Genomic DNA, 284 nt, shown 5'->3' with positions numbered 1-284 from the left:
CCTTGATTCGGTAAAGCATCCACATTTTCCAGTTTGGTAATATTTGCTTGAGACTCCTTATCCTCTACTAGCAAGGCTGAAAATGTGTTTTTAGACATTAGCGACAACTCTCTCTTGTTTATTGTGTTAGGTAGCGTGTTTAATTAGCCAACTATATAGGATGGCTTAGGCGCCTGCGGGGGCTATCAGTCCTGAAAACAAAATGTAATCAAGGGGGTGTAATCAAGAGGTCAGGCACTGACGGCTCCCTTGATGAAGTTAAATCAAACACTCTGACCCTGAGC

The organism is Methylophaga sp. UBA5088 (assembly GCF_002414625.1).
GTDB lineage: Bacteria > Pseudomonadota > Gammaproteobacteria > Nitrosococcales > Methylophagaceae > Methylophaga > Methylophaga marina.
The sequence above is the reverse complement of the archived record's forward strand: the minus strand, read 5'-3'. Positions refer to the sequence as shown.